The sequence below is a fragment of the Jiangella endophytica genome, from assembly GCF_003427025.1.
GTDB classification, from domain to species: domain Bacteria; phylum Actinomycetota; class Actinomycetes; order Jiangellales; family Jiangellaceae; genus Jiangella; species Jiangella endophytica.
Genome location: NZ_QVAI01000082.1, coordinates 1 through 290, shown reverse-complemented (window position 1 = coordinate 290; position 290 = coordinate 1). Strand labels below are relative to the sequence as shown.

Genomic DNA, 290 nt, shown 5'->3' with positions numbered 1-290 from the left:
TGGGCTCGCCGCTGGCCCCGCCGACGTCGCTGTACCTCGACAACTACCTGCAGGTCTTCGACACCGTTCCGCTCGCGCAGAGCTTCGGCAACACGCTCTACGTCACCGCCGGGGCGGTGCTGGTCCAGCTCTTCGTCGGCGCCACCGCCGCGTACGGCATGATCATGCGCGCGACCCGGTTCAACCGGATCTTCGGCGTGCTCCTGCTGCTCGCGTTCGTCGTGCCCGGCCAGTCCACCCTGATCCCGCTCTACCGGACGCTCGTCGACGCCGAACTCGTCGACAGCCTC

At 68.6% G+C, this 290-nt stretch carries 1 pseudogene; it reads left to right on the top strand.

Annotated features, from left to right (window positions below):
* Positions 1-290 (top strand): annotated as a pseudogene (locus DZA62_RS35360) (carbohydrate ABC transporter permease); the annotation flags it as partial.